The following is a 23,249-nucleotide window of genomic DNA, read 5'->3' as shown; positions in this document are numbered from 1 at the left end:
AGAGTCAAATAGAATAACGTGAGGTAACACTAAAACTATGAGCTAGTTTAAGATTTATGAAGGAGAGACTATTTTCGGTTGTGGTAAATGAAACGCATCGTCTTGATCGCAGGGTTTGAATCTTTCAATGCTGACTTGTACCGTAAAGCAGCAAAAGTGGCGATATCTCGCTGTCCGCAATTAGATATTCGGGTATTTAGTGACAGGGATATCAATACTAAACGTGCTGAGGTAGAAGCAGCACTTGATGGTGCAGATGTATTTTTTGCCAGTTTATTATTTGACTACGACCAAGTTTTGTGGATTAGCGATCGCATTAGTAATATTCCCATCCGGTTGGTGTTTGAGTCTGCATTGGAATTGATGAGTTGCACCAAGATTGGTGCGTTTTCCATTGGTGACAAGCCCAAAGGAATGCCCAAACCGGTAAAATTTATCCTTGATAAGTTTGGTAATGGACGGGAAGAAGATAAATTAGCTGGTTATATTAGTTTTTTAAAGGTTGGTCCTAAATTATTAAAGTATGTTCCAGTACAGAAGGTGCAAGACCTACGCAACTGGTTAATTATTTATGGTTATTGGAATGCTGGTGGTTCTGAGAATGTCGCTGCTTTATTCTGGACGCTAGCAGAAAAATATTTGGATTTGCAAGTTGGTGATATTCCTCAACCAATAGAGACTCCGAATATGGGGTTATTGCATCCCGATTACCAAGGTTATTTCGAATCTCCTCGCGCATATTTAGAATGGTACCAAAATAACGTACAGACGTACCATGGTACGTCTGTACAAAATTCAGAAGTAAGAAATCGCAAATCCCCAGTCATCGGAATTCTCCTTTACCGTAAACACGTTATTACCAAACAACCATATATTCCCCAGTTAATTCGCCGTTTTGAGGCTGCGGGTTTAATTCCTTTACCGATTTTCATTAATGGTGTGGAAGGACATGTTGCTGTCAGGGATTGGATGACGAGTGAATATGAAACTCAGCAACGTCAGCAAGGTAAGGTCGAAACTCTTTCTTTATCTAAGGAAGCGGTCAAGGTTGATGGAATTGTTTCTACCATTGGTTTTCCCTTGGTGGGTGGACCCGCAGGTTCCATGGAAGCGGGACGTCAAACCCAAATTGCTGTAAATATTCTCACCGCAAAAAATGTACCTTATATTGTTGCTGCACCGTTGTTAATTCAAGATATTTATTCCTGGACGCGTCAGGGAATTGGTGGATTGCAAAGTGTGGTTTTATATGCTTTACCCGAATTAGATGGAGCGATTGATACTGTTCCTTTGGGTGGTTTGGTGGGAGAAGATATTTATCTAGTTCCTGAACGGGTACAAAGATTAATCGGTCGAGTCAAAAGCTGGGTAAATCTCAGACAAAAACCTGCATCTGAACGGAAAGTCGCGGTTATTCTCTATGGTTTTCCCCCTGGATATGGGGCTACGGGTACTGCTGCATTATTAAATGTTCCTCGTAGTCTATTAAAATTCCTGCATTCATTAAAAGACCAAGGTTATGATGTTGGCGAATTACCCCAAGATCCTGAAGAATTAATTCGTTGGGTTAAGGAAGCAGATGAAAATCCGGTCAACAAAGAAGAATTTGCATCTCAAAATATATCTCAAGCAAATGACGATAATCGTCGAGTAGGTTCTAGTGTCAAAGCCCGTAGTTTAGAACAATGGTTGGGATATTTAGGTACTTCTCGCATCGAAAAACAGTGGAAATCTTTGACAGGTACTGGTATTAAAACCTTTGATAATGAGTTGCAAGTTGGTGGAATTCAACTAGGTAATGTGTGGATTGGGGTACAACCACCTTTGGGAATTCAAGGGGATCCAATGCGGTTAATGTTTGAACGGGATTTAACACCCCATCCCCAATATGCAGCTTATTATAAGTGGTTGCAAAATGAGTTTTCCGCAGATGCGATCGTGCATTTTGGGATGCATGGAACTGTGGAATGGTTACCAGGTTCGCCCTTGGGTAATACTGGTTATTCTTGGTCAGATATTTTGTTGGGAGATTTGCCGAATTTATACATATATGCGGCGAATAACCCTTCTGAATCAATTTTGGCGAAGCGGCGCGGTTATGGGGTGTTAATTTCCCACAATGTACCGCCTTACGGTCGTGCGGGACTGTATAAAGAATTGGTAGCACTGCGGGATTTAATTTCTGAATATCGGGAAGATCCGGAAAAGAATTATGCTCTCAAAGAAGCAATTTGTAAAAAGATTGTGGATACGGGTTTAGATGCAGATTGTCCGTTTACAGAAGCAAAGCGTTTGGGTATTCCCTTCAGTCCGGAAAACGTGCGCATGTTCAGCGATCGCGCTTTTAGGGATTATTTGGTAGATTTGTACGAATATTTGCAGGTTTTGGAAAATCGTCTGTTTTCCTCTGGGTTGCATGTGTTAGGTGAAGCACCGAACGACGAAGAAATGCGATCATATTTAGAAGCTTATTTTGGGGAAGAAGAGTTAGAAGAAGTAGAAATACAGGAAGACTCAGACAAACACGAACATAAAAAGTTAGTTCATGATCTGTTAATGCAGAGTACGGATGAGTTAACAAATTTGTTACGGGGTTTGAATGGGGAGTATATTCCCCCCGCACCTGGAGGAGATTTATTACGGGATGGTCCTGGTGTTTTACCGACAGGAAGAAATATTCATGCTTTAGATCCCTATCGTATGCCTTCTCCTGGCGCTTACGAACGGGGACGGGAAATTGCAAAGAAAATTATTAGTCAACATTTGCAGCAGGAAGGAAGTTATCCAGAAACCGTAGCGGTAATGTTATGGGGTTTGGATGCAATTAAAACTAAGGGTGAATCTTTAGGTATTCTCCTGGAATTAGTTGGTGCAGAACCCGTGAAAGAAGGTACCGGAAGAATTGTCCGTTACGAACTCAAACCTTTGGCTGATGTGGGACATCCGCGGATTGATGTACTAGGGAATTTATCGGGGATTTTCCGCGATAGTTTTGTGAATATTATTGAGTTGTTAGACGATTTGTTTCAACGTGCTGCGATCGCGGATGAACCGGAAGACCAGAATTTTATCAAAAAACATGCTTTAGCATTAAAAGCACAAGGAGTAGAAAACGTATCTGCAAGACTATTTTCCAATCCTGCGGGTGATTTTGGTTCCTTAGTAAATGACCAAGTTGTTGATGGAAATTGGGAATCAGGGGAAGAGTTAGGAAAGACTTGGGAAGGTCGGAATGTTTTTAGTTATGGTAGAAAAGATAAAGGACAAGCTCGTCCGGAAGTACTAACTCAATTGCTGCAAAGTACCGATCACATTGTCCAAGAAATTGATTCGGTTGAATACGGTTTAACTGATATTCAGGAATATTACGCTAATACTGGCGGCTTAAAGAAAGCTGCAGAAAAACAAACCGGGAAAAAAGTCACAACCAGTTTTGTGGAAAGTTTTTCTAAAGATACTACCCCTCGAAACTTAGACGATTTATTGCGAATGGAGTATCGCAGCAAATTGTTAAACCCTAAATGGGCTGAAGCAATGGCGGATCAGGGTTCCGGTGGTGCTTACGAAATTTCCCAACGTATGACAGCCTTGATTGGTTGGGGTGGTACTGCTGATTTTACTGACGATTGGGTATACGACCAAGCCGCAGATACCTACGCTTTGGATGCAGAAATGGCAGAAAAGTTACGTAAAAGTAATCCTGAGGCGTTTCGTAACATTGTAGCGAGAATGCTAGAAGCCCACGGGCGAGGTTTTTGGGAAGTTAATGATGATAAATTACAGAAGTTGCGGGAATTATACGATCTGACCGATGAAGAATTGGAAGGAGTGACAGCTTAACAAGCTGATAAATGTGGGTCAAAAACTTATGATACTACTGAGGGTAAATTAGTAATAATTCCTTAAATTGGTAACACTACTTGTCAGTGATTATTTATCAGCAGGCAGTATCAGCATGGCAGATATAACTAAAAATCTCAATAATGTTTGGTGTGATTTATGGAAAGTTTTCGGGACATATGGCTCTTGGAAATCCGACATCCCTAAGTGCAAGGACATACAAGCGAGATTACTGCACTTCAACAATAGTCACTCAAATGACCCAGAACATATTGATGATGTTGTGCAATCTTTATCAAGAGGATTTTATTTAATTAAATCTGGATTAGAATGGTGTGAGCCCACTGCTGGACACAACTCAATTGATAAACTCAACGCAACACACAAAGCACGCGGTGCTCAATGGCGACTTGTGATGACATATGGTGGATTTGAGACGTTCGCAAAAACATTATTAACTAAGAAGACTAAAAAAGGCTTAAGTCCCAATGAATTCAATCAATTTACGCAAAAATGCCAATTGAATTCTTACAAACCATTATATTCACCGAATAAAACAAAATTTAAAACGCTTGAAAAATGGTTAACAATCAAATCAGAAAGAGAAGCAATACTTGATTTTCTTAGCCTTAACGACGGAGATACAAAGATAATTCAGAGGTGGTTGATTGAGAAGCAAAATATCTCATCATGGGTTGATGCTCTTAAATTATCTAAAGCACTAAGAAATGCAACTGCTCATGGTGCTCTGAGTGCAACTAAAGTTCAGCAATGGGGACTGCGAAAACCATTACTTACTTTATCTGAAAATCTTGGAGAAGTTGCTGTAGCAGGGATACAGAAGCTAATATAACAGCATTAATTGGTTAGGAAATACTGCTGATTTGTTAGATTAATAATTGCGTGCGTGTAACAACTTTAAGAGCGCACTGATGTGCGCTCTTATAATTTGCAGTCAAATATATTTCTTAACTTACTCCCTTACATTCCTTCTTTAATAAAGGTTTAATTTCCCCCGCAACTTTGGTAGATACTTTTTCTTTATTAATAGGAATTTTAAAAGGATTATTGACAAAGAAAGAATGATTTGAGATGTCAGTTTTGATGCGATCGGGAATATCATCTTGTGAAATATTTCCCTGATTGACATCTTTGATTGTCTTAATTAATTCTGGCTCAGCAATTCCAATAATAATTGGTTTGGCAATATTAGCTCCCTGAGAACCAAAATCGGCTTCTTTCAGTTTTTGTTTGATCGCATTCCGACAAACTTGCTCGGAAGATGCAGCCATAGCATATTTTGGCAAACTCCCTCCAATCACCACACCAAATATGACTATTGAAATAGCAATATGGTTAAATACCTTCATATGTTTAAACTACAATTATATAAACTATGTTCTACCTATATTATGAGTAGAAATAAGTAAAAGCCAGTAGTTTAAATTTGTATCCTAACTCCAATCCTTAGAATCCTGATGGGTAGCTAGAATTTCCCAAGTCAGAAACTACCAGGTAAGATAATTGACTAATACTTTATAAAAACAAAACATTATTGCTAACAACATAATGACTTGATACCCAAGAAAAGGAGAAAGTAGTAAACCCCAAAAAGCTGCAATTAAAAATAGAAGTCTTTTATCTTTTTTATATGTTTCTCTATTTTTAATAATGAACTCTGAAATTTCTTTTTTTCTTAGTTGATATCGGGATTGTTTATCCATAAAAACATCTAAAATAATTTACAAAGGAAATTACTTTATCTACAAAAATCAAGGCATAAATCAGAATTAGTTTTGCGATACATACAATAACAAGGTTTACTAGATTTATTAAAATAAAGTTTTTGAGCCTGAAGCTTTTTAATGAAAATAATATATCAAACCAAAAATCTAAAGTTTGTAATTTGAATTTACTATAACTAAAAGTAAATATAAAGCGGTATTCTTACTGAAAAAAAACAACATTACAAAATACAACTTAAGGTACAATTAGTTACACAAACAATTCACTAATTAGTATAATTAACAACTATTGCTTAAAGCAAATAACCTTGTGAATGAATGATGGTTTAGTGATGTCAACACTTCCACTACCATCGTTCACACAAAATTCATCTTTTTCTGGAAATAATCTCGCATTTGCACGGAAATTATTTAATATTGTTCTTTGCTGGTAGTTAACAGAGAATTCCCAAAAATATTGCGATCGCGTGGGAAGATCTACTGTAAACAACCCAATCTAATCAATTCCAATCTTTAATTAGCTGACGGGCAAATTCTATAGCTTCATGGGGCGTAGATACTTTGCCTTCAGCCTGTGCCACTTTGATTTCTGTCAACAATTCCCCTACTAGTGGCGAAGAAGGTATATTTAGATATAAAATAATATCCTTACCACTCACAAGCTGAGTGGAATGACTAACCAGATCATCAGGGTCAAGGTAGCGAGCGATCAAGGGTGTGATCGCCTCTACCCTATTATTATCTGCTATAAATAAAATTGCTGTAGTTGGGAATACATCTCCCGCTGTTTGGAAGAAAAAAAACTGTTCCCTTAAGGACATTTCACCTGAATTTAAGGTTTTTAAGGATTTCAGAGCAGTGGTAACAGCTTTAATTTCTGCACGGCTATAGGTTAAGTTTTGTAACTCAATTTCTGCAACTTCTGGATCTGGGCTCGCGAGCATAGCAAGTTTAGCAATACCCAGCCAAGTAGTTTTGATGGTATCCCGAATATATTTTGGAAATTTCTTCCCTAACTCCATCCAATTTTGAGCAAGTAGGGAAGCCGCTCGATCCACATCCAGCAATTTAGCTACCCGTTCGGAGGTAGTACTTTTAAAAAATGGTGATAGTAAATTGTCTTCCCAAGCTTTTTTTAACCAAGGAGTACCTTCAGGTTTTGTCAACATGTAACTAATTTCTACCCTTACTCTCTCGGCAGCCAATGAAGTAACATGTGAAGCTAAGGAACAGATCGCGTCTTGAGTCTTTGCTTCAATAGTAAAACCCAGTTGAGACGCTTGACGATATCCCCGTAATAATCGCAAGGGGTCATCTTGTAAATTAGCAGGTGATATCATCCTCAAAATACCTGCTTTTATATCCTCAGCACCTTTCAGTGGATCGATTATTTTTTGCGTATATGGGTCATAGGCGATCGCATTAACTGTAAAATCGCGCCGGTGTAAATCAACTTCTAGAGTATCCCCTTCTTGTCGAGCAAAATCTGCTGTAGCGTTAGGAAAAACCACACGAGCAATTTGTCTTTCTGCATCGAGTAAGACAAACCCAGCTTGATAATGCTTAGCAATGTTACGCGCTACACCCACAGCATCGCCAGGTAATACAAAATCTAAATCTAAATATTCTCGTTTTCTGCTTAAAAGCCCATCCCGCACTGCACCGCCAACAATGTAAGCTGGTTTTGGTAGCAATTCTAAGTTAAAAGGATAATTTTCTGGGGAGATAAGAGGATCAATAAAGTTTGACATTGTAATAAAAATAAACCTTCCGGCTAGTAATAAAGCCAGTTATTAAGCTAGATTAACAATAAAGGTATTGGAGTTGATTTCCCTATGTGTATTTGTGTCAACTGCCACTATGTAGATCGCTGTGTCACTTACAATGCAGTAGAAACCCAGCATCAGCAACCTCACTTAACTGAGGAACCAGATTTTGAACCCAATGAACCATCCATAAATGTTAATATTCGTCCCCGTGAAGACATAATTGAAATGGAATGGGACGTGGTTGGCTGTCTTAGCTTTAAGAAGGATGCTGGAAAATGGGCTAGATTGCGTCCCGGTGAAGCAATACCGACTTAGGGCTTTAAAAGTCAAAATTCATTAGCGGATCCGTAGGTAGTGCAGCTACAGCGTGTCCGCAGGACATAAGCCACAATATGAACTGTGATTAAGAAAATACTTATGGTTACCAAAGCCTAACCTTTAACAAAAACTACTTAATTATCTTGCTTCGCTATCTTGGTTAGAATTTCGCATAACTTTATGCATTATACTTGCTGACTGAATTAATCAGTAAAATTAATAACCTCTAGACTTTTTCCATGGTATTGCCGATGGTCAAACTGACATGGTTAAATGAACCGGTAAGATAATTTCGTTCTACTTAATCTTTCTTTGACCTTTGAGTAATAAAAAAGAGCATCTTCAGTTGAAAAAGTATGGTTTAGCGTTACATACTACAACCCCAGAATTAGGTTTAGCAATTAGTAACTTTGATGGAGAAGATAGACGTTCTAGTGTTTGGAATCTAGAACGAGAATTATCCAGTCAGATGCATCCATGTCTAATGGAATTTATTAAACCACAACAATGGCAAGATTTAGCTTTTATATCTGTTGCCAAAGGTCCGGGGGGTTACACGGGAACGAGGATTGGGATGGTAACCGCTAGAACTTTAGGACAACAATTAGATATTCCCGTATTTGGAATCTCTACATTGGCTGCCTTTGCTTGGTATTATCTTACCAATCTCAAACTTAGTGAGAAGAAAGACGAAAAAATATTAGCCGTACAAATGCCCGCACAAAGGGGTAAATTATTTGCAGCTATTTATCAAACTACACCAGATAACTCTCCATTCAAAGTTTTATTATCAGATACAGTATTAACTCCAGAAATTTGGCAAGAAAAGCTTTCTGGCTTGAATGATAATTATCAACTACTTAAAGCTAATTCTGAATTAGCAAAGACAGCAATTAGCATTTTAGAATTAGCTTATATAGATTGGTGCAATGATAAATTTCCTTTATGGTCGGAGGCTCTACCATTTTATGGTCAGCATCCCGTAGATATGTAATTTGAATCTTTTTCTTCTTTTGCTTTGGATTGAGAATTACCCTTAATTACATCCTGCTATTGAATAAAAATAATTCTTTAGTATGATTGATTTATTTGCCACAAATAGTTAAAGCAAACAGAAAATATCTTTAATAAAATATTTTATTATTAGCCTGAAATTAAACATATTATAAAAATTATTTTTTCAGGTTGCTTTTTTTGCTAAAAAAAAATTACTCTTTCAAAGTAATACCCATATATTTAACTTTTGATTTAATCAATGCTTGCAAACTAATTTCATCCACGGTTCTCTATTATACGTAAGTAAGATTAAAATCTGATCTCCATCAAGTATCTAGTATCACACTAGCTTGATTGAATAAATCTTTTTTTACTAGATAAAGGATGTTGGAGTAAATCAATGTTGAAAACTATTTAATTACAAGTATCAAATCTCAGATATCCGCTCCCAAATAAGTTCTACAGTACAGGCACTTGTATTTTAAGAACATTTTTTATTTTTGATGTTTATCTTTTAATATTTTTATTTTATTTCTAACCCCGAGCAATAAATTGAACCGAGAAAATTGAGATCTAGTACTAATCGCTTAGCAACATAATTTTCATGAGAATTGCTTTCCTGGTAGATACTTTTCCCGTAATTTCAGAAACCTTCATTATCAATCAGATTGTGGGTTTGATTAATCGCGGACATGATATTCACATATATGCCAAAAAACGTGGCAATATGTCAAAATATCATACTGACATAACGAAGTATAATTTGCTTGAAAAAACAACTCTGTTGCAGCAAACACCAAGAAGTTATTTGTGGCGATTGGTTAAAGGGATAGGATTATTTTTAACAAACTTCCACAAGGCTCCTTTGGCTTTTTTATACTCATTTAACTTTATCAAATATGGCAAAAATGCTCTTTCTTTAAGGTTGATGTACTCAATCGTACAAATGTTAAAGTCGGAACCTTACGATATTATTCATTGTCAATTTGGAATTCATGGTCTTGAGGGGATGTTATATCGGGATCTTGGAGTCCTCAAAGGTAAATTAATTACATCTTTTCGTGGCTATGATATTAGCTATTATCTTCAGGAAAAAGGAGACAATGTATATGATGAACTGTTAGTTAAAGGAGACTTCTTCCTCGCAAACTGTGAATTTTTTCGACAACGAGCGATTAAATTGGGTTGCGACCCGAAAAAAATTGTTGTTCACGGTTCGGGGATTGATTGCAGTCGATTTACTTTTCAAACTCGTAACATTACTCCTGGGGAAAAAATTCAGATTGCAACTACTGGTCGTCTTGTAGAGAAAAAAGGCATAGAATACGCCATTCGTGCGATCGCTAAAGTTGCTAAAGTTCAACCAAATATTGAATTTAAAATTATTGGGGACGGACCTTTAAAAGAACATTTAGATCAAGTAATTCAAGAACTCAATATCGGTGAGAAAGTGCGACTACTTGGTTGGATGAACCAAAAGGAAATCATTGAAATTCTCAATAAGACTCACATATTTGTTGCTCCTAGCGTCACCGCGAGTGATGGGAATCAAGACGCTCCAGTAAATACTTTAAAAGAAGCCATGGCTATGGGTTTACCTGTAGTTAGTACCTTCCATGGTGGAATTCCTGAATTAGTTCAAGATGGGGTGTCAGGGTTTTTAGTCCCAGAGAAAGATGAAACTGCGATCGCAGAAAAATTAATCTACCTGATAGAGCATCCAGAGATTTGGTCGAGCATGGGTTTATCAGGTCGAGAATATGTAGAAACACATTATGATATCAACAATCTTAATGATGAATTAGAGCGAATCTATCATCAGCTCTCAATAGATAAGCTACCTGCTGTATCAGAAACAGTGCGGACTTATTCCCTTACTCCCCAATAAATTAGAAACTCAATAAATTAGAAGTTGTTGAAACAACTAAAAAATACGAATCAACAATACAAGTATTTTTTGTTTGACTTTGAGTCTAAATAGTTATTAAGCAAGGATTAAGTTATGAGCCCTTTAAACACAACAGCAAAAGATGTAACAATTGTCGTTGCTCCCAGAGAACGTTTCAGTTACACCCGCGAATCTCTAGAAAGTATTTACGAAAATACAGAGTATCCATTCGAACTAATTTATGTAGATGGTGGCTCTCCGAAACATATAAAAAATTATATTGCCACTAAAGCGAAAGAGAAGAATTTTCAACATATTCGCACCGACTTTTACCTTTCTCCCAATCATGCTCGTAACTTAGGTTTGCGCCAAGTAAAAACTAAATATATTGTTTTTGTTGACAACGATGTAGCTGTTACTCCTGGCTGGTTAAAAGCAATGGTTAACTGTGCCGAATCTACAGGTGCAACAATTGTTAGTCCTTTAGTATGTCAATTTTTACCATTACATACAGAGGTTCATTGTGCTGGAGGTGAATCAGGGGTAAAAGTCATTGAAAAAGAAGGAAATGTCCGGCGTCAAATTATTGAAAAAATATACAAGCAAGGTCGTAAAGTCGAGCAAGTACGTCCGCAGTTAAAACGTGAACAAACTGGATTAGCAGAGTTTCACTGCATGATGGTACGCACGGATATATTCGACAAAATTGGCGTTTTAGACGAACAGTTATTTAATACAAAAGAGCATGTAGATTTGTGCATGTTGGTGACTGAAGCAGGAGGTACTATTTATTTAGAACCAGATTCTTTGGTCACCTATGTACCCGGACCACCCCTAGAATTTTCAGATTTACCTTATTACATGTTACGTTGGAGCGATGCTTGGGAACTCAACAGCTTAAAACGCTTGCGTGAAAAGTGGAATGCAACGGAAGATCAATATTTTAAAAATAAATATAACAGATTAGGCTGGCGCAGACGGATGACAATTGTCGATCCTTTATGTCGTAAATTAGCCTTTGGTAATCGTTATTTGGCTCGCGCATTCGGTAAAATCCTCAAACCGATAGATAAATTCTTTAATAAATTTGTTACCAATCGCTATGCGAACAAGTATTTACCTAACAAGCTGATATCGACTACAAAAGCTCAGCAATCTACTGTTACAACAGCATCATCATAATTTGTAATTGATCATTTACACCTGTTAGGTGAAGGTAATTCGTAACTTCTAATATGGTTAATGCCAAGCTAGAAACTACGAATTACAAATTAGGTTAGCGTAGATTGTCCAAAGGATATATTACAAACTTTAATAAAGGGTCATAAATATTGAAACGACGCAAACATTTACAGCCTCCGAGACGACCAGAGGAATTTTATACTCCTGAAAGTCAGTTACGGCATCCTCGGCAATTACTGAAACAAATGTGGCTAGATTTACTAGCTTCTCGCGAACTTGCTTGGAGACTAATGGTCAGGGATATTAGCGCTCAGTACCGTCAGTCCTTCCTGGGAATTATTTGGGCTTTTATTCCCCCCATTGTGATGGCTGCTGGATTTAATTTAGCAAATGAAGCCAAAGTCATTAATGTAGGTGAGACTTTCTTACCTTATCCAGCCTATGTAATGTTTAGTACCGCTCTTTGGCAAACCTTTGTTGAAGCGATTAATGGTCCCATCCAAGCAGTTACAACAGCTAAGCCAATGTTGGCTAGGGTAAAGTTTCCTCGAGAGGCTTTAATCTTATCAAAATTGGGAGAAGTATTTTTTAATTTTTCAATCAAATTAATTTTAATTGTTGCTTTATTTCTTTGGTTTCGGATTCCCATAACCTGGTCAGTGATTTTAGCTCCTGTGGCGCTAATACATTTGGTCATGCTGGGAACATTTATCGGCGTGATGCTATCTCCTTTCGGAGTTTTATATCAAGATATATCCAAAGGTTTAACACTAGTAACTGGATTTTGGTTATTTTTAACCCCTGTGGTTTATCCAGTTCCTAGCGATGGAGTATTTGGATTTTTAGTTAAATTTAACCCAGTAACTCCCCTATTGGTTACTACCAGAGAGTTAGCGACTACTGGATTACTGACTCAAACTGTGGGATTTTGGGTAGTGAGTCTTGTCACTATCGTAGGTTTATTTTTAACCTGGATTGGATTTCGTTTAGCTATGCCTTTTGTGGTTGAAAGAGTAAGTTCCTAACATGACTAGTTTAAAAGATAAAGAAATAGCAGTTGCGCCAAAAGATGACAATGAAGCTGTTATCGAGATAGACGATGTTTCCAAAAAATTTTGTCGGGATTTAAAACGCTCTTTGTTTTATGGTGTCACAGATATTGCCACAGAACTAACTGGTGGAACTAGGAAAAGTGACACTTTACGAACCAAAGAATTTTGGGCTCTTAAGGATGTCAGCTTTAAGCTACGAAAAGGTGAAGCTTTAGGTTTAGTTGGATCCAATGGTGCGGGAAAAAGTACCTTGCTGCGTATTATCAGTGGTCTAATCAAACCAGATACAGGTTCGATCAGAATTAAGGGAAGAGTAGCACCTTTGATTGCATTGGGAGCAGGATTTAACCCAATTTTATCTGGTCGAGAAAATATTTACGCCAATATGTCAATTTTGGGTTTATCAACCCAGCAAATACGAGAAAGATTTGATGAAGTTGTAGAATTTGCGGAAATAGCTGAAGCGATTGATGCACCAGTACAAACCTATAGTTCCGGTATGGCTGCAAGGTTAGGATTTGCTTGTGCTGTCCACATCGAACCAGATATTTTGCTGATCGATGAAGTGTTAGCTGTAGGGGACATTAAATTTAAAATGAAATGCCATCGCAAGTTGGCAGAAATCCGTAAAAAAGGTACAGCTTTTATTTTAGTTTCCCATAACTCCCACAGTATTCTCAATGTTTGTGAATCTTCTGTTTATTTACGCAAAGGTCAATTAATTACTTACGGAGAAACAGAATCAGTAATTCGTAGATACGAAGAAGACCTTTGTTTAAGTGGTACAGGTAACGCTTTGGGTAAAATGGTATTGCCTCCCAAACCAAAAGCACAAAGTAACGGCTTAGATATTCTATCTTTGTGTTTTAAAGATCCCCAAGGAAATACTTTAGATAATTTATGGTCGGGAGAATCCGCTTATTTTTCCGTAGAATGTCAAGCCCACGAGGAAATTGATGGCGCTAATTTGGGGATGTTAATAACATCTCTTTCTGGAGAGATGGGCTTAGTTTTATATATAACTTCTAATAGTGACAATAACCTTTTAAGTATCAATAAAGGTAAATCTGAAATTCAAATGCATATGCCCTATTGTACTTTAACTCCTGGGATATATAGTGCAAAAATATATATAAGAAAAGGGGTTTATTCCTTTGACATAGTTGATTCTTTTAGATTTACCGTTAAAAGTAATAGAACAGTGAGTAGATGTTTATTTTATCAACCACGTGAATGGGCGGTTGTTAGTAAATAAATAAAATATTCTCAATTTGCTAAGTACTCGGGAAAATTAAAATTTCCGAGAATTTAGTTGTATCTAGAAAAGAATAGCAGAATTAAGGAGACAGGAGACAGGAGACAGGAGACAGGAGACAGGAGACAGGAGACAGGAGACAGGAGTGAATTTCCTTCACGTCTAAATATCCAGCAAAAATTACATTTGCATAAGTTAGTTTCGATAATTATACCTTGTTTTAATAGGCTGAGAGAAGCTATCGATAGTTGTTTAAAACAAACTTATCCTCAAATCGAAATTATTGTTATTGATGATGGTTCAACCGATAATTCTTTAGATATTATCAAAAGTTACAATAATCAAGTTATTTGGGAAAGTTTTTCTAAAAATCGAGGAGGTTGTTGTGCAAGAAATCATGGTTTTGAAATCTCAAAAGGCGAATATATTCAATTTTTAGATGCTGATGATTACATTCTCCCAGAAAAAATTACTAGACAAGTTGATTTTTTAGAATTGACAGGGAATGATGTAGTTTATGGTGATTGGCGACATCAACTAAATTTACCTGATGGTACGAGTATTCTCGAAGAAATTAAAATTTCGGGACAGCAAGAAAATATTCTCGCATCTCTCATCTCTAATTGGTGGACTGCTGTTGCTTCCATACTTCATAACAGAAGTGCTGTGGAGAATAGTGATGGTTGGGATGAAAATCTAGCGATCGTACAGGATAAAGACTTTTTTATTTCTGTAGTAATGAGTGGTGCAAAGGTAGCATACCAACCTGGTTGCTACTCAATTTATCGGAGATACGGTAACGTTACTGTTTCTACTACCTCTAAATCTAGATGGTTAGAAGGTCATCATATTGTTTTAAAAAAAGTAGAACATCAGCTATTAAAGTCTCATAATTTGTGCGATTTATATCGTGATGCAATTGCACTATGTTATTTTAAGTTAGCTAGAGAATCTTTATTTTGTGATTATTCATCATACTTAAAATTTTTGGAAGAAGCACTAGCTATAAAACCTAATTTCAAACGTAAAAGTAAGCAATTTACATATAATCTTTTTCAAAATATTTGTGGTTTTCGACAAATAGAACTAATTACTAGTTACATTTTATTTTTTAAGTACAGCATTAGCAAATGTTTCTATCAATAATCTTTTACCAATAATTTTTTACTAATAAATATTTTAATATCAATAAATATTTCGAATTCCCTAATCTTATGAAAGTAGAAATCAAAACATTATGCTTTAAATATCTCAACAATGGTGACAGATTAAGATAGACTTAAAAGCAATTGGCATTGTAGGTAATTATTAATGAACCGGGGAAAAATTGTTGCAATTATTACGGGCGCACTTTCTATACTGTTAGCATTAGCATACTTGGTAATTGTCCAAATTCTAGATTTTCGTGGGGAAATGAAACCAGCACCCATAAGCCAAGTGGGAGTACAAAACGTCAAAGTGATTCATAAATATTTTGGAGTCACATCCTTTCAGAAAAACTACTTGACTTGTAATCAATATCAAAGTTTTACGCTGTAAATTGTGAAATTTATGGTTTTTTCGGGCTAATCCAATTTTTATCCCAAATTGCTACATACTAAATAAATAAGCTTAAATAAATTTAACTACGAACATCTCTCTGGAGATGTTCTGTAGTTTCTGGAACTGAAATAGAATACACGTAAAACTTGATATTTAGTTGTAAATACAAACAGAAATTCTCTGGAAGTCAATTCTATTGAACAATGAACCTATCCCACTATTCTAAAAATGCTTATTTGTTTGAGTAAAATTTGCCTGGAAAGCTTGATTTTTCGTTTTTAGTTCTTAAAATACTTAAGCTTTTTCGCAAAAATCATATTAGTGGGATAGGTTCATGTAAAAATATTTCAGAGGATGTTTTAAAAGTCTTTTGTTCTCATAGCAAGCACAGTGAAGCATCTCATTACATAGACTAAACCTTGATTCTTCCCTGTAATAAAATCGAGTAACAACAATAAAGTAATATTTTGGGACTTTTAAAACATCCTCTCACAAACAAATTACAGCAGGAAAACAATTATATTGTCGATCGAGCAAGATACACCCTATGGAAATCGAACTGACACTCATAATTTGGGAACAATTCTTCAAATATGAACTCCAGAAATTATAATACTTCTAGTACTCGGGACTCGATCGCTACTGTATTAATGACCTTTATTTTGAGTCCTAAATTGACTGTAATTCAAGTTCGTAAGCAATTAAGCGATCCGCTTCGTTTATCAGACAATTCAATTCAGCATCATATTGGGCTAATTCTAAAATTGCTGCGATTTTATCTATATCTCTTTCAGAAGGCTCAAATAACTTAGATAATCTGCAATATTCTTGTAATAAGTCAAATAAATGTCTATTATCTGCTTGCTGTAGCGCTGTACGAACGTAGTGATCGCTATATTTTTTAAAATATTTTAATATTTTGGATAATATGCAATCCTCTTTTACTGGTTCAAACACTTGACCTTTTTCGTCATGTTTATTTGTGTCCGTCTTTAGATTAATAATGACAATAGGGTTAGGAGGTTCTTTTGATTGAGTGTTCATGGTTGCAAATTTGTGAGAATTTTTCATAGATAGTTTTTCTGTGGTCTATTAAATCATCGCGATTATATACTTTGTTTAACGCTAATTATTACGTTTGTACTTCAGTTTTTCTCTCTCAAGTACGCTTCAAAGCATTAATAATGAGAGAAACTCTTTAATACCAATTTCCTTTAATATGACTACACTTCTTTTATAAAAGGGAACAGGGAACAGATTGGAATAATTGATGTGTAGTAGTATTTTTTTAAACTGGTATAACTTATAACTAGAAAACTTATAAAGATTATTCGAGTTACTAAGTTCAGTTTCAATTAGAGTTTTGGGAAATTCCAGAACTTATGACAATACGGTTTAATTAGAACAAAAAACTTAAATTTCCTAGGTCGAACTGACAAACGAAACCTGACATTTTTGGGAACTTGTTGGGGTTACTCAGGGTGAAGTGAGCAAACACCGTTGCTTTAAGCAACCTACACTTATCCTTTATTGAACCGTATTGTAGTTTGTTCACGATTTTATAAGACCTTTAAACCACTCATTACTTAATGATCTGGACATATCAACTTGTGACATACTCCTTCATATAAAAATTTAAAAGCGATTCATTTTGTCGGTAATTCCAAATATAGAGATTAATCTTAAAAGTATTTAAAACAACTGTTATATTGCTTTAAATCACTTAAGTACTTAAGTCTTATTAGTCACAAACATTCTTATAACGATCATTCTATTGTGAGGGATCCGAAACGGGTAGAGCACAAAGCATAAATGTTAAGTAAAGCCCCGAAAGTAGATTTCCCAAACCTATTAAATTTGCCAGAAAAAAGTACTGAAAAGCTATGACAAGAAAGACTAAATATGCGATTAAATCCGATTCACAACACAGACAAATGCACGAAAAAGCAACAAGCTCACCAAATACTTTTCCAAAAAAAATACCTTCTACCTTATTACCTTATTCGCTTATCATCCTTTCCTTGACGATAATTACACCCAGCCTAGTAGCGATAGTAACTTCCAGTTGTGGCGAAGGGGAACTCCAGATTAAATTTTGGGAATTTGAATATCAACTCAATAAAGAAAGTAATTGCAGTATTCCCGAGCAAACTCAGAACTAAACCTTAAGTCAACCAGGTTTTATCCTATTTTACTTTAATACTGATATAACTTCTTACCCATCTGTTATAAATGTATCAGTCCAAAGATTGAAACAGTATTAATACTGATAAACTTCGCTAATTTTATGACTAATCTAAAAAATCAAGGTTTGTTCTTCGCACAGATGTACGTAGTTCCACAGTTAAGAGTGTATTTACCGTGATTATAACTAATAGTCAAATAGCTTTTTTGTGTACAAAAACACTTACGTGAATTTGCATAATGATGTCACAAATATCCTTGTAAACATCATTTTTTTAATAGGATGTACAAAAAGCTGATATTACAAGGCAAAAATATTGCGTAAAATCCCAGAAGCAGATTCCTCCACCCTGAAGTAGGGATGTGATTTTTCTTTTAGTAATCTTTTATAAATGAGGTATTAATGAAAAACATGAAGGAACAGTTATATGTAAAAACCCAAAGCTTTATTTTTGCACATATGGAACTACTCCGAAGAACATACCCAGAACTAGATACTGTTATTAATTGGAATTCACTATATAAGAATGTTCAAAACCGTTTACGACAATTTAATATGGCTAAAAATTATAAGTCTGATGAAATTATCATGGAGGTTCTAACTCGATATGACAAAAAAGTTAAGAAAAAAGAGGAAATTCCAAATGTAGAAGCTTGGATGAAACTCACAGCTTTAAATTGCATTCGAGAACTAAACCGCCAAGAATATCCAGTTACAGCATTCAAGAAAATACCTCATGACCCTTTAGATTTTGAAACCGACCCTAAATTAGTTAAATCAATGATGTCTAATGGTGAAGACATTACAGATTTGGAGAGCGAAAATATGTCTCAAGTTCGAAAAGCCATGAGCAAACTTCCCAAAGATAAACGAGAACTTTTAGAGCTTCGAATTGTACGAGATCTATCTTGGAATGAAATTGCGAATCACTATATTTCAAAAGGTAAAAATGTCAAAGTTGCTACACTTCGGAAGCGAAAGGAAAGAGCATTAGAAGAATTAAGAGGAGTATTTTTAGAAATGATTCGAGAAGATAACTAATGCTGTGACATTTAGAATCTAAGATTTTTGATGCATAGTATTACCCCAAGAATCTTTCTAATGATTCACTTTAATCTTTTGTTGTATATAAATATCAGTTGACTTGGTGTGAGTGGGCACTTTTTCTAATCATTTATAGACGAAAAATACTGGTTGAGATAAAGTGAATTGGACATTGTGATTAATTGCTTTCTTTATAGTTTAATAATAGTTCGTCAAATCTGCAATTTGAAATTAGGATATTGCGAGCAAAATGATGGCTACATGCAATTACTTATTAACATTAGTAGAAAACTTTTTGATTAATTCAGCAATTGATGACGCTCAAAAACTTCTCGTTTTCTAATAGATGATTTAAATAATTGATTTATAAAAAAATCCGTAATCTTTTTTGCGATCGCTTGTTGCTGTAGATGATCGCTGTATTGAGGGATATCCCACTTTTCTTTTTCTATCTAATTTTCTTTCACAAATAATACTAGAACTTACGCAACCGGCACATTAATACCGGTTCAGATAAGTCTGAATTTATTGGTAGAGACGTAGCATACTACGTCTCTACATCAATTTTGTTTCACAAAAATTCTTAACTTAACCCTATTGTCTTATAACTTTTCTTGGATCTACTGAAAAGCTATTGTTGTATGCACGAGCATTAGCATCCAAAGATGTCACAAGAAATAGATATTACAAGAAATTATTCTAATTTTCTGGAATTAAACAGCCTGGATCGGTATTCATCGTCAGAGCAAACGAGCGTAAATGGCTTCTATAAAAAGTTATCCGGAATACTACTTTTAACAGGAAATCATTTTTTGTCGCAGACCAGCAATACAATTATTATTAATAATCTAATGGCACAAACATACATATCAAAAGTCATCGTTGACTTATGGAAACAAGAAGTGACACTTGAATGGACTGGACCAAATGCAGCAGCACAAGAAAAAGGTCCATTTCACTGCAGTCCAGGTGAAGGTGTTTCCGGTGTAAATTGCGATGATATTGCAACCAGTAAAAGAAGTGGAACGAGTTGTACTCCAAAAGGTGAATTTCCAGTAAATTACCACGAACGTCGTTTTAGTCAATTTCCACAAGCGGAATGGGTAACGCGTTTTCAAGATGATTCCCGTGGAATTGCTCTCCATTACTATCCAATCGTTCCCGAATATCCTGATTCCAATGGATGCGTTCGTATCGCCAGCTTAAACGCAGCAAAACTCATTTATGACAATACAAAATCCAGACAATCAGTTGTCAGCGTACGTGAAGAACTACGCCCAAGATTCGGTATTGTCTTAAAGCGTGGAGCAAAAAGTCAAGATGTCAGAAAAATTCAGCGTCGGCTAGTTGAGAAAGGATATAGACTAGGGATAGATGGTGATTTTGGTCCTAGAACTGAAGCGGTAGTTAAACAATTTCAAAAGGATAAGAGGCTTTCAGCTGACGGAATATTTGGTCGTCAAACCTACCAAGTACTTTTTGCGTAGTATATTTGCAATTATTGCAATATTGTTGACTTGCAATATTTTTGGTGGAAAAACGCTAACATACATCTACCGTAAAATGCAAAATTCATATTACATTTTTTCACAAAATAAGGGTAGCCTAGTGAGGGTTACCCTTTAAATTTTTGAGTTTTTAAGCAAAATAATTTAGGTCTTTTTATACAAATATAACTTCATGAAATTTGATTTTATTATTTCCATTTTCATTATTTAACTAAAATTTTTCCATAATTGGATTTTAAATAATATTTACTGACAGATAATATCTCAGAAGTATCTAGATGACTGAGTTGAGATCGACCCTAAAGTAAAATTAATATTTCATCGCCACAAATAATATTTCACCACCACAAAACTAGAGACAACATCGCTGAGTGCTTGTTAAATTTATAACGACATTTTGTCTTGTAGATGCGATCGCACTTTAGACAGTCGCATTTATTATTCATAAAATTTACTGGTTCCCTTACATCGAATCAAAAGATTGCTTGATTTTGCCTTCGTCATATTTTTAGAGAAGTTTCATCAACAGAGCGATTTTTTACTGAAAACAATTAAATCGAACACCTTTTTACAGTGGTGTTCCAAAAACTCTTATTCTTATTTAGTTACCTGTTATTTTTAATTATCTTTAATTTTTGCCCAATGACCCCACAGCAGTTAGAAAATTACCTAAACCAACTAGTTAATAAAAACATCAAAATCAGTACAATGATCTGGGGTCCCCCTGGTGTTGGTAAATCAAGTATTGTTTCCCAAATTGCTTCCGCGCATAAAATAAACTTTGTGGATGTGAGATTATCGCAATTAGCACCTACAGATTTAAGAGGTCTACCGGTTGCTTCTAACGGTGTTTCCAGTTGGTATCCACCAGATTTTTTACCTCGTACGGGTAAAGGAATATTATTTTTAGACGAACTGAATATGGCACCTCCGGCGATGCAAGGTGTTGCACAACAATTAATCTTGGACCGTCGAGTCGGTTCTTACCTCGTACCATCGGGTTGGTATGTTTGGGCTGCAGGAAATCGTAAGGAAGACCGTGCTGCTGTATTTGATATGCCCACTCCATTAGCAAATCGATTTTTACACTTACAGGTAGAACCTGATTTTGATAGTTTTAAAACTTATGCTCTTTCCAACGGAATAAACGAGCACATAATTGCATTTTTATCATTTCGTTCCACCCTGCTGCATCAAATAGACAGGCAACAGCCTGCTTGGCCATCACCACGTTCTTGGGTAATGGCGAGTCATTTATATGAAATTGGATTAGATATTGTCTCAGCAGTAGGGGAAGGTGCAGCGGCAGAATTTAACAGCTACATTACTTTGTACGATAATTTACCGAATTTAGAACCAATTTTAAATGGTGACGGAGAAAATACCCCTTTTCCTCAAGAACCTTCCATTCGTTATGCAACTACCACAGGATTAACAGTTAGAGCCGATAGAGCCGAGCGTGCTTACAATGCTTTCAATTGGTTGAGTAGGAAAGCAAGCGCTGAGTGGGTACAACTATTTGCGACAGACATGTTTCATTCCCTGCGCAGTAATGGACAAATGGGAGCTTTAGCCTCACTGATTCAAAGAGATGCTAAGTTGCGCGATTTTTTCAAGGATTTTCAGGAATTAGTCGCACATTAGTGCTGGGCGCAAGTAAGAAGTAAAAAGTAAGAAGTGAAAAGTATCACAGTTGCCATAATTTATAGGAAATTTTTCTGTTCCCCCCTTCCCTGTTCCCTGTTCCCTTTAAAGCAAAACTATGATGTCCTAAACGAGGTGTTTGCTGCTATAAGAAGTAAAAATTCAAACAGAATTAAATATTAAATAGATAAGTAAATAATAATATGAAGCAATCTATAGACAAAATAATCAGTGCTTCCCTGTTGCGCTTAAGAATGCGCGAGCCTTTCTTTGCGACTTTGGCTTTATTTGCTAGTTTTATTCAAACAAACGAACATTCCACAGCCGGAACAGATGGTAAAAACATTTTTGTTAATTATGAATTTTTACTTTCTCTAACCCGAAACCAACAAGATGGTTTACTTTTACATGAAGTTTTACACGCAGCATTATTACATGTTGTGCGACGTGGAACGAGAGATCCAATAATGTGGAATATTGCTGCTGATATTGTTGTTAACGGTATTATTGCAGAGGACAAAAATTTTGAATTACCACCCGGAGCAATTAGAGATTTAGAGTTAGAAAAATTCACTGTAGAAGAGGTTTATGAATTATTACAGAAAGATGTAGATAAATATAAAACTTTCTGTTTAGCCGATCCAGATCTCTTAGAATCCGGATTAGGAGATAGCTCAAATGATAATGCAAATAGCTCTGCAGATAGTTTATCAATTAGTCAAAAACAAGTACTAAAAACATATTGGCGCAATGCTTTAGCTAGATCGGAAACCATCGCTCTTAGCAAATCTGGCGGTAATATTCCTGGGGGAATCGCTCGGGAATTAGGAGCAATAAAAGATGCTCAACTAGATTGGAGGTCTTATTTGTGGCGTTACTTAGTAAAAACTCCAACTGATTTTTCTGGATTTGATCGCCGTTTTATTAGTAGAGGTTTATATTTAGAAAACTTAGAGGGGGAATCAGTTAAAGTATACGTTGCTGTCGATACTTCCGGTTCCATTGACAATAAAGAGTTATCTCTGTTTCTGGGTGAAATTGACGGAATAATTAATTCTTACCCTCATTTAGACTGCGAACTGTATTACGCTGATAGCGATATTTATGGACCTTATTCCCTTGATAATAAAAGTTCTTTACCCACACCGGAAGGGGGTGGAGGTGCGCTGCGATGCGCATAGTGGTATTGCTTAACTAGGAGGTGATTTATTAAACCTTAAAACAAGCTGGTTGCTCACCCCAGAGCGCCAAGGCTGAGTCGGCAGGCGGGGGACAATGAGT

19 protein-coding genes are annotated in these 23,249 nt (G+C 35.9%); 15 read left to right on the top strand and 4 right to left on the bottom strand.

What is annotated here, in order from left to right:
- Positions 1 to 87: 87 nt before the first annotated feature.
- Together bchH and QNJ50_RS06210 are read left to right on the top strand one after the other, a co-directional pair.
- Positions 88 to 3,840 carry a magnesium chelatase subunit H gene (gene bchH / locus QNJ50_RS06215; protein ID WP_300633244.1) on the top strand — a complete coding sequence of 1,251 codons (3,753 nt, stop codon included), beginning with the start codon at positions 88 to 90 and terminating at the stop codon, positions 3,838 to 3,840.
- A gap of 115 nt (positions 3,841 to 3,955) precedes the next feature.
- Complete coding sequence (locus QNJ50_RS06210; RefSeq protein ID WP_300633243.1) at positions 3,956 to 4,693, top strand: hypothetical protein; 738 nt, start codon at positions 3,956 to 3,958, stop codon at positions 4,691 to 4,693.
- Positions 4,694 to 4,808: 115 nt separating this feature from the next.
- Here QNJ50_RS06210 and QNJ50_RS06205 read toward each other — a convergent pair whose 3' ends face one another.
- The 3 genes from QNJ50_RS06205 to QNJ50_RS06195 form a co-directional block, all read right to left on the bottom strand.
- A complete protein-coding gene (locus QNJ50_RS06205; protein ID WP_300633242.1) occupies positions 4,809 to 5,210 on the bottom strand; it encodes a hypothetical protein in 402 nt (133 codons plus the stop codon).
- Between the two features lie 661 nt (positions 5,211 to 5,871).
- A complete protein-coding gene (locus tag QNJ50_RS06200) occupies positions 5,872 to 6,075 on the bottom strand; it encodes a hypothetical protein (protein ID WP_300633240.1) in 204 nt (67 codons plus the stop codon).
- Positions 6,076 to 6,085: 10 nt separating this feature from the next.
- Positions 6,086 to 7,336, bottom strand: coding sequence for a CCA tRNA nucleotidyltransferase (locus QNJ50_RS06195; protein WP_300633238.1), 1,251 nt, complete (start codon positions 7,334 to 7,336; stop codon positions 6,086 to 6,088).
- An 84-nt stretch (positions 7,337 to 7,420) separates the two neighbouring features.
- On the opposite strand from QNJ50_RS06195, the gene QNJ50_RS06190 reads away from it, so the two are divergent.
- From QNJ50_RS06190 to QNJ50_RS06155, 8 genes are all read left to right on the top strand, one after another.
- Positions 7,421 to 7,669 carry a Ycf34 family protein gene (locus tag QNJ50_RS06190; protein ID WP_300633236.1) on the top strand — a complete coding sequence of 83 codons (249 nt, stop codon included), beginning with the start codon at positions 7,421 to 7,423 and terminating at the stop codon, positions 7,667 to 7,669.
- Positions 7,670 to 7,991: 322 nt separating this feature from the next.
- Positions 7,992 to 8,666: a tRNA (adenosine(37)-N6)-threonylcarbamoyltransferase complex dimerization subunit type 1 TsaB gene (gene tsaB / locus QNJ50_RS06185; RefSeq protein ID WP_300633234.1), complete on the top strand. Its 675-nt coding sequence runs from the start codon at positions 7,992 to 7,994 to the stop codon at positions 8,664 to 8,666.
- A 606-nt stretch (positions 8,667 to 9,272) separates the two neighbouring features.
- Positions 9,273 to 10,556 (top strand): glycosyltransferase, encoded by a 1,284-nt coding sequence (locus QNJ50_RS06180; RefSeq protein ID WP_300633232.1) that lies wholly within the window; start codon positions 9,273 to 9,275, stop codon positions 10,554 to 10,556.
- 114 nt (positions 10,557 to 10,670) lie between these two features.
- Positions 10,671 to 11,738 (top strand): glycosyltransferase, encoded by a 1,068-nt coding sequence (locus QNJ50_RS06175; protein ID WP_300633231.1) that lies wholly within the window; start codon positions 10,671 to 10,673, stop codon positions 11,736 to 11,738.
- 149 nt (positions 11,739 to 11,887) lie between these two features.
- Positions 11,888 to 12,763 (top strand): ABC transporter permease, encoded by an 876-nt coding sequence (locus QNJ50_RS06170; RefSeq protein ID WP_300633230.1) that lies wholly within the window; start codon positions 11,888 to 11,890, stop codon positions 12,761 to 12,763.
- Between the two features lies 1 nt (position 12,764).
- Positions 12,765 to 14,045, top strand: coding sequence for an ABC transporter ATP-binding protein (locus QNJ50_RS06165; RefSeq protein WP_300633229.1), 1,281 nt, complete (start codon positions 12,765 to 12,767; stop codon positions 14,043 to 14,045).
- A 186-nt stretch (positions 14,046 to 14,231) separates the two neighbouring features.
- On the top strand, positions 14,232 to 15,191 hold the full coding sequence (locus tag QNJ50_RS06160; protein WP_300633382.1) for a glycosyltransferase: 960 nt from the start codon (positions 14,232 to 14,234) through the stop codon (positions 15,189 to 15,191).
- 165 nt (positions 15,192 to 15,356) lie between these two features.
- On the top strand, positions 15,357 to 15,584 hold the full coding sequence (locus tag QNJ50_RS06155; protein WP_300633228.1) for a hypothetical protein: 228 nt from the start codon (positions 15,357 to 15,359) through the stop codon (positions 15,582 to 15,584).
- A 672-nt stretch (positions 15,585 to 16,256) separates the two neighbouring features.
- On the opposite strand, the gene QNJ50_RS06150 is transcribed toward QNJ50_RS06155, so the two are convergent.
- Positions 16,257 to 16,658, bottom strand: a complete 402-nt coding sequence (locus QNJ50_RS06150) for a hypothetical protein (protein ID WP_300633226.1) — start codon at positions 16,656 to 16,658, stop codon at positions 16,257 to 16,259.
- Positions 16,659 to 17,470: 812 nt separating this feature from the next.
- Here QNJ50_RS06150 and QNJ50_RS06145 point away from each other — a divergent pair.
- The 5 genes from QNJ50_RS06145 (at position 17,471) to QNJ50_RS06125 (ending at position 23,149) form a co-directional block, all read left to right on the top strand.
- Positions 17,471 to 17,749 carry a hypothetical protein gene (locus tag QNJ50_RS06145; RefSeq protein WP_300633224.1) on the top strand — a complete coding sequence of 93 codons (279 nt, stop codon included), beginning with the start codon at positions 17,471 to 17,473 and terminating at the stop codon, positions 17,747 to 17,749.
- A 425-nt stretch (positions 17,750 to 18,174) separates the two neighbouring features.
- Positions 18,175 to 18,813 (top strand): sigma-70 family RNA polymerase sigma factor, encoded by a 639-nt coding sequence (locus QNJ50_RS06140; RefSeq protein WP_300633222.1) that lies wholly within the window; start codon positions 18,175 to 18,177, stop codon positions 18,811 to 18,813.
- 854 nt (positions 18,814 to 19,667) lie between these two features.
- A complete protein-coding gene (locus QNJ50_RS06135; RefSeq protein WP_300633220.1) occupies positions 19,668 to 20,303 on the top strand; it encodes a peptidoglycan-binding protein in 636 nt (211 codons plus the stop codon).
- Between the two features lie 729 nt (positions 20,304 to 21,032).
- Entirely contained in the window at positions 21,033 to 21,968 is a 936-nt protein-coding gene (locus tag QNJ50_RS06130) for a MoxR family ATPase (protein WP_300633218.1), read from the top strand.
- Positions 21,969 to 22,171: 203 nt separating this feature from the next.
- The gene (locus tag QNJ50_RS06125) at positions 22,172 to 23,149 is read left to right on the top strand and encodes a VWA-like domain-containing protein (RefSeq protein WP_300633216.1); all 978 of its coding nucleotides are present in this window, start codon (positions 22,172 to 22,174) and stop codon (positions 23,147 to 23,149) included.
- Positions 23,150 to 23,249: the final 100 nt, after the last annotated feature.

This window comes from Mastigocoleus sp. MO_188.B34, assembly GCF_030065675.1.
GTDB lineage: Bacteria > Cyanobacteriota > Cyanobacteriia > Cyanobacteriales > Nostocaceae > Mastigocoleus.
Note: the sequence above shows the minus strand (reverse complement) of the source record. Positions and strands in the feature narration are given on the sequence as shown.